Origin of the sequence: Catenibacterium sp. (assembly GCF_052354645.1) — a bacterium.
GTDB lineage: Bacteria > Bacillota_I > Bacilli_A > Erysipelotrichales > Coprobacillaceae > Catenibacterium > Catenibacterium mitsuoka_A.
Genome location: NZ_DAWDDM010000127.1, coordinates 1 through 5,658, shown reverse-complemented (window position 1 = coordinate 5,658; position 5,658 = coordinate 1). Strand labels below are relative to the sequence as shown.

The window sequence follows — 5,658 nt, the reverse complement described above, 5'->3', positions numbered from 1 at the left end:
ATGATTGGACATTGGATGATTTGTATTATTTCTGTAAAAAGGTAAGTGAGTATTCTTCAAATTATTATGGCTATTATGATTATGAATGGCTTGATTCTATTTATGCATATGGCGCACGGGTTTTTAACGAAAAGGGAACTAAATGTTATCTAGATCAGAGTGCTGTGAAGCGTGCTATAGAATTTTATCGTAAACTCAATAATTTAAATGAAGGACATACAGTCACATCTGACGAATTTGATAAAGGGTTAGTTGCTTTTTCACCTCGTTCTTTAGCTGTATATCGTACATATAAGCCCTATCCATGGCGTGTTAAAAAGTATTCTACATTTGAATGGGATTGTTTAAAGATGCCTACTGCCTCAAAGAATCAGGGAAGTGCACAGGTGTCTACATTATTGATGGGTATGAGTGCAAAATCACATCATAAATCACAGGCTTGGAATCTATTAAAAGAATTATGTCATGATCAAACAACTCAGCAGTCTATAACACAATACTCTCAAGGAATTTCTCCTTTGAAGAAGGTTGCACAGTCACAAACAATCATTGATATGCTCGATGAAGAAACAGGCGATTCTAAAATCAGTATATCGTTATTAAATCAGGCATTACTGGGCGCACGTAACCGTGAAAAGTTTAAGAAATATGATGCAGCGAAGACTATGATTAATACCAATATGATAAAGATGATTCATTCAAGTGATGATTTTGATCTTTCATTAATAGAATTGCAAAAAGCAGTAAATAAATATTTAAATGAATAGAGTGGTTTAACCACTCTTTTTTTAATATGACAAATGTCATATTGAAGTCATGACTTTAGGCAGATGGAATGAAAGCGTTTGAATGCTAGAATGTAATCACAGGAGGAGAAGAAAGATGAAATATGTAGTACTTGTAAGCCATGGTGAGTTTGCAAAGGGATTAGCCAATGCACTTAGCATGTTAGCTGGAGAAAAGAAAGAAGTCATTGCAGTTGGATTAGAGAATGGTAAAACTGCTGATGAATTCGCAGAAGTATTTAAGGAAGCAGTAAGTCCTATTACTGGAGAAGATGAAATCATTCTTCTTGGTGATTTAATTGGTGGATCACCATTAACTACTGCACTAAATGTAATCAATGAAAAAGGTTTAACAGATAATACAGTTGTCCTAGGTGGTATGAACCTTCCACTTGCATTAACTACAGTATTGATGAAGGATAACATGGATAAGGAAATGCTTCCTCAGGCAGTACTTGGTGAAGCACATGAAGCATTAAAAGAATTTAAACTCGCATCAGATGATGACGAAGAAGATGACATTTAAGGAGGAAAATAAATATGTCAGTTTCATTTATTCGTATTGATGACCGTATGATTCATGGTCAGACTTGTACTCGCTGGGCTAGAGAATATCCTTGTGATGGTTTAGTAGCAGTTAATGATAAAGCAGCAGATAACAGCGTATTAAAGGCTGCTTATAAAGCTGCAAGTGGTAAAAAGACATTTGTCTGGACACTTGATGCTTTTGCTAAGAAATCTCAGAAGGTATTAGACTCTGATACTCAGTATTTCTTAATCACTAAGAACCCTGTTGATATGGCTACAATCCTAGTAGATCAAGGATTCAAGTGTGGTATTGATACAGTTATTGTTGGTCCTTGTAATGACCGTGAAGGCGCTGTAAAGCTTGGTAATAACCAGTCTATTACTCAGGAAGAAGCAGATGCATTCGAAAGAATTTCTAAAGCAGGTTATAAAATCAAATTTGCCTTACTACCAGATGTCTCAATCGGTACATGGGATGATTTCAAAGGTAAATTCGGTTATTAACAAATATTATATTTAAGGGAGAAAAAAATTATGGAAATTAGTTGGTTTCAAGCTGCCCTACTTGGCCTATTTGCTTGTTTATCAAGTATGCCAGGTTTAGGTGGTACTTCTATTGGTAACTACACTTTAGGTAGACCTTTAGTTGGTGGTTTAATTTGTGGTCTTATCTTAGGCGATTTAAAGACAGGTATTCTTGTTGGTATCGCTATGCAGTTAGTTTATATCGCATTAGTTACTCCTGGTGGAACAGTATCTGCAGACGTTCGTGCTGTCAGCTACATTGGTATCCCACTAGCAATGATTGCGGTTCATTCTTATGGTTTAAATCCTGCTTCAAGAGAAGCTCAGGGTCTTGCTACTTCATTCGGTTCAATGGTTGGTACATTAGGTACAGTATTATTCTATGGAACAGCTACTATCAACTTAGCATGGCAGCATGTCGGCTGGACTGCAGTTGAAAAAGGTGATTTCAAGAAATTATATACAGTTAACTGGGTACTTCCTTGGATCTCACATATCATTTGTTCATTCATTCCAACATTAATCATGTGTAAAATGGGTGCACCAATGGTTGACTTAATCAAGACTTACTTACCAATGGATGGTCTTGCTATGAAGACATTATTCACTGTTGGTTCATTATTACCATGTGTCGGAATTGCTATCTTATTAAAACAGATTGTTACTAAAGCAGTAGATTTCATCCCATTCTTCTTTGGCTTCACTTTAGCTGCTTCACTTGGCATTAACTTAGTATCTGCAACATTAGTTGCTGCATTATTCGCTTTAATCAATTATAAAATCAAAATGCTTTCTTTATCAAAACCAGCTGTTGTTGCTGCAGATGATTTAGATGATGATGACGAGGAGGATATCTAAAATGGAAAAGAAGATTTCAAAGAAAACTCTATCAAAATCATTCCATCATTGGTACTATGGTAACCTTACATGTTTCTCACAGGAACATATGCAGACTTTTGGTTATTTAACATCAATGTTACCAATTATCGAAGAGTTATATGACAAAAAAGAAGATCAGGCTAAAGCTTTAAAAACATATACAGCTTTCTTTAACACTGAACCTCAGTTAGGTACTGTTATCGTAGGTGTTACTGCTGGTCTTGAAGAAGCACGTGCAAACGGTGCTGATGACGTAGATGACGAAACAATCAATGGTTTACGTGCTGGTTTAATGGGTCCAATCGCTGGTATTGGGGATTCATTAGTTGTAGGTACTGTAATTCCTATCTTATTAGGTATCGCATTAGGTATGAGTACTGGAGGTTCTCCTCTTGGTGCTATCTTCTATATGATCGTATGGAACTTATTCGCATATTTCGGAATGAAGTTCTTATACTTCAAAGGTTATGAACTTGGTGGTAAAGCCGTAGACTTCTTAGTAGGTCCTCAGGGTGAAGCACTAAGAGAATCTATCACAATGCTTGGTGGTATTGTTATTGGTGCTGTTGCAGCTACTTGGGTAAGTATCAAAACTTCATTCACAATGACTGCAGCTGGTGCAACTAAGCCTTTCTTAGAATTACAGAAAACATTAGATGGTGTATATCCTGGATTCTTAACAGCAGCATTCGTTATTCTTTGCTGGTATCTATTAGCTAAGAAGAAAATGTCTCCTATCAAAGTAATGTTATTACTTGTAGTTGTTGCTTTCGTAGGTGTTGTTATCGGATTCTTCAACCCTGGATTAAAATACTAATATAAAGGAGCGTTCTATCATGAATAAAGAGCTTAAATCACATTATGTAGAAGAAGTAAAATATCAAACTAAGATGCTTAACAACCTAAAGAGATGGCTAAAGTGTTCAATCATTTTTTCCTCATTATTCCTTGCGTTCATTTTATTTGGACCTACATCTCTTATAACAAGAATCGTAGGTATTGTTGGTATGGTGCTTTGTGTAATCATATCTGTGATTATTGGGCTTGGAATTAGAAATGGTAGAAACAACGTCAATAAGATATTAGATTTAATTCAATAATCCTATCAACTTATAAATTTAGTTCTATGAGCATCACTGATTGTGATGCTCATTTTTTTGGAGGTAACAATATGTATCAATGTATATTAAGTGATATTGATGGCACATTACTTACAGATGACCATCATATGAGTCCTAAAACAAGAGACGCTATTAAATCTTTAGATATTCCTTTCTTACCTGTCTCTGCAAGAAGTCCAGAAGGTATCTATCCAATACTGAAAGAAAATGATATTGTTTGTCCAATGATCTGTTTTAGTGGAGGACTCATCTTAGATGAAAAGGGACAGGTATTATATGAAAATGGGATGAACTATAAACAGACAGAAGAAGTCATTACTTTTATTAAAGAAAAGAAGTTTGATTGTACTATTAATATTTATGCATTACATGATTGGTTGGTAGAGGATAAAGAAGATCCTCGTGTATTAAGAGAAGAACGTATAGTAAAAGCAGAAGCACAGAAAGGTACACTTTCTTCTTTAGATCCTTCTAGAAAAATACATAAGCTATTATGTATGTGTAATCCTCTTTATACAAAAGAGATAGAAAGAAGCTTAAAAGAAAGATTTCCTCATTGTTCTATTGCCTGTTCTTCAGATATCTTAATAGAAATCATGAATGAAGGAGTCACTAAAGCAGATGCTATTAATCATCTATGTGACTATTATTCTATTAATAAACAGGATATTGTCGCTTTTGGTGATAACTATAATGATAAAGAGATGTTAGAGAGTGTAGGAATGGGTATTGCGATGGGAAATGCACCTGATGATATTAAAAATATCGCAAATGACGTAACAAGTACCAATAATCAAGATGGCATTTTCAATGCCTTACAAAAATTAAATATTATATAGAAGAAATCTCCGAATAGTTGTAGTATAATGTAAGCAATTACGGAGGAATAAAATATGAAAAGATTATTGAATTGTACAACAAGTGAAATGCTTGCAATGAATGGAGAAGAATTAAAACAGTCTATTCTTGCATGTGAAGGAAGAACTGTCATGACTGAAACAGTAGTGGCTATTCCACCATTATTAGGAGATTTAACTAATGCGGAACTCGCTGTTTCTTTTGGTAGTGATATGGTTCTTTTAAACGTATTTGATTGCAATAATCCAGTGATCAATGGTTTGCCAGAATGTGATGAACCAGTTAAGAAGTTACAGGAATTAATTGGTAGACCAGTAGGGTGCAACCTTGAACCAGTAGACTTAGATGCTGATATGCTTGAAGAAAGACAGACAATTGCATCTGGTAGACAGGCAACTGCTGAAACATTTAAGAAAGCACAGGAATTAGGATTCAACTTCATCTGTTTAACAGGTAACCCAGGTGTTGGTGTATCTAATCATTCAATTGCAGCTGCAATTAAGGAAGCTAAGAAATATTTCAAGGGCTTAATTATTGCTGGTAAGATGCATGGCGCTGGTGTTAATGAACCAGTAGTAGATTTAGAATCTATTAAGGAATTCATTGATGCAGGTGCTGATGTTATCTTAATGCCAGCTGTAAATACTGTTCCAGGATTATCTGAAGCAGCAGTTACTAAAGCATGTGAATATATTCATGCACATAACGCTTTAGCATTATCTGCAATCGGTACAAGCCAGGAAGGTGCAGATACTGAAACAGTCAGAGAAATCGCGATTGTGAATAAAAGATGTGGTGTAGACATTCAGCATATCGGTGATGCTGGATGGTGTGGTATGGCTTTACCTGAAAATATCATGACGTTAAGCGTTGCCATTAGAGGAAAAAGATGGACATATCATAAAATTGCTTCATCTGTAAACAGATAATTAGTAAGAATAGTATTTTTGATTGTATATAAA

Annotated in this window: 7 protein-coding genes and 1 pseudogene; all 8 read left to right on the top strand. The window is 35.0% G+C overall.

Annotated features, from left to right (window positions below; genetic code table 11):
• Positions 1–767, top strand: a pseudogene (locus ACT8VG_RS06730) (sugar ABC transporter substrate-binding protein); the annotation flags it as partial.
• 115 nt (positions 768–882) lie between these two features.
• Positions 883–1,311, top strand: a complete 429-nt coding sequence (locus ACT8VG_RS06725) for a PTS sugar transporter subunit IIA (protein ID WP_022425265.1) — start codon at positions 883–885, stop codon at positions 1,309–1,311.
• 14 nt (positions 1,312–1,325) lie between these two features.
• Entirely contained in the window at positions 1,326–1,817 is a 492-nt protein-coding gene (locus tag ACT8VG_RS06720) for a PTS system mannose/fructose/N-acetylgalactosamine-transporter subunit IIB (protein ID WP_117458485.1), read from the top strand.
• Positions 1,818–1,847: 30 nt separating this feature from the next.
• Entirely contained in the window at positions 1,848–2,696 is an 849-nt protein-coding gene (locus tag ACT8VG_RS06715) for a PTS mannose/fructose/sorbose/N-acetylgalactosamine transporter subunit IIC (protein ID WP_117458486.1), read from the top strand.
• A 1-nt stretch (position 2,697) separates the two neighbouring features.
• Positions 2,698–3,534 (top strand): PTS system mannose/fructose/sorbose family transporter subunit IID, encoded by an 837-nt coding sequence (locus ACT8VG_RS06710; RefSeq protein ID WP_217107054.1) that lies wholly within the window; start codon positions 2,698–2,700, stop codon positions 3,532–3,534.
• Between the two features lie 19 nt (positions 3,535–3,553).
• Positions 3,554–3,817 carry a hypothetical protein gene (locus tag ACT8VG_RS06705; RefSeq protein ID WP_129981105.1) on the top strand — a complete coding sequence of 88 codons (264 nt, stop codon included), beginning with the start codon at positions 3,554–3,556 and terminating at the stop codon, positions 3,815–3,817.
• A gap of 71 nt (positions 3,818–3,888) precedes the next feature.
• Positions 3,889–4,677, top strand: a complete 789-nt coding sequence (locus ACT8VG_RS06700) for a Cof-type HAD-IIB family hydrolase (RefSeq protein WP_187012494.1) — start codon at positions 3,889–3,891, stop codon at positions 4,675–4,677.
• Between the two features lie 54 nt (positions 4,678–4,731).
• Positions 4,732–5,625 (top strand): DUF7916 family protein, encoded by an 894-nt coding sequence (locus ACT8VG_RS06695; protein WP_444195462.1) that lies wholly within the window; start codon positions 4,732–4,734, stop codon positions 5,623–5,625.
• Positions 5,626–5,658: the final 33 nt, after the last annotated feature.

What these genes read in the sequence shown, in the direction of transcription:
- ACT8VG_RS06725 (WP_022425265.1), top strand. Translation starts at nt 883, where the DNA reads ATGAAATATGTAGTACTTGTAAGCCATGGTGAGTTTGCAAAGGGATTA.
- ACT8VG_RS06720 (WP_117458485.1), top strand. Translation starts at nt 1,326, where the DNA reads ATGTCAGTTTCATTTATTCGTATTGATGACCGTATGATTCATGGTCAG.
- ACT8VG_RS06715 (WP_117458486.1), top strand. Translation starts at nt 1,848, where the DNA reads ATGGAAATTAGTTGGTTTCAAGCTGCCCTACTTGGCCTATTTGCTTGT.
- ACT8VG_RS06710 (WP_217107054.1), top strand. Translation starts at nt 2,698, where the DNA reads ATGGAAAAGAAGATTTCAAAGAAAACTCTATCAAAATCATTCCATCAT.
- ACT8VG_RS06705 (WP_129981105.1), top strand. Translation starts at nt 3,554, where the DNA reads ATGAATAAAGAGCTTAAATCACATTATGTAGAAGAAGTAAAATATCAA.
- ACT8VG_RS06700 (WP_187012494.1), top strand. Translation starts at nt 3,889, where the DNA reads ATGTATCAATGTATATTAAGTGATATTGATGGCACATTACTTACAGAT.
- ACT8VG_RS06695 (WP_444195462.1), top strand. Translation starts at nt 4,732, where the DNA reads ATGAAAAGATTATTGAATTGTACAACAAGTGAAATGCTTGCAATGAAT.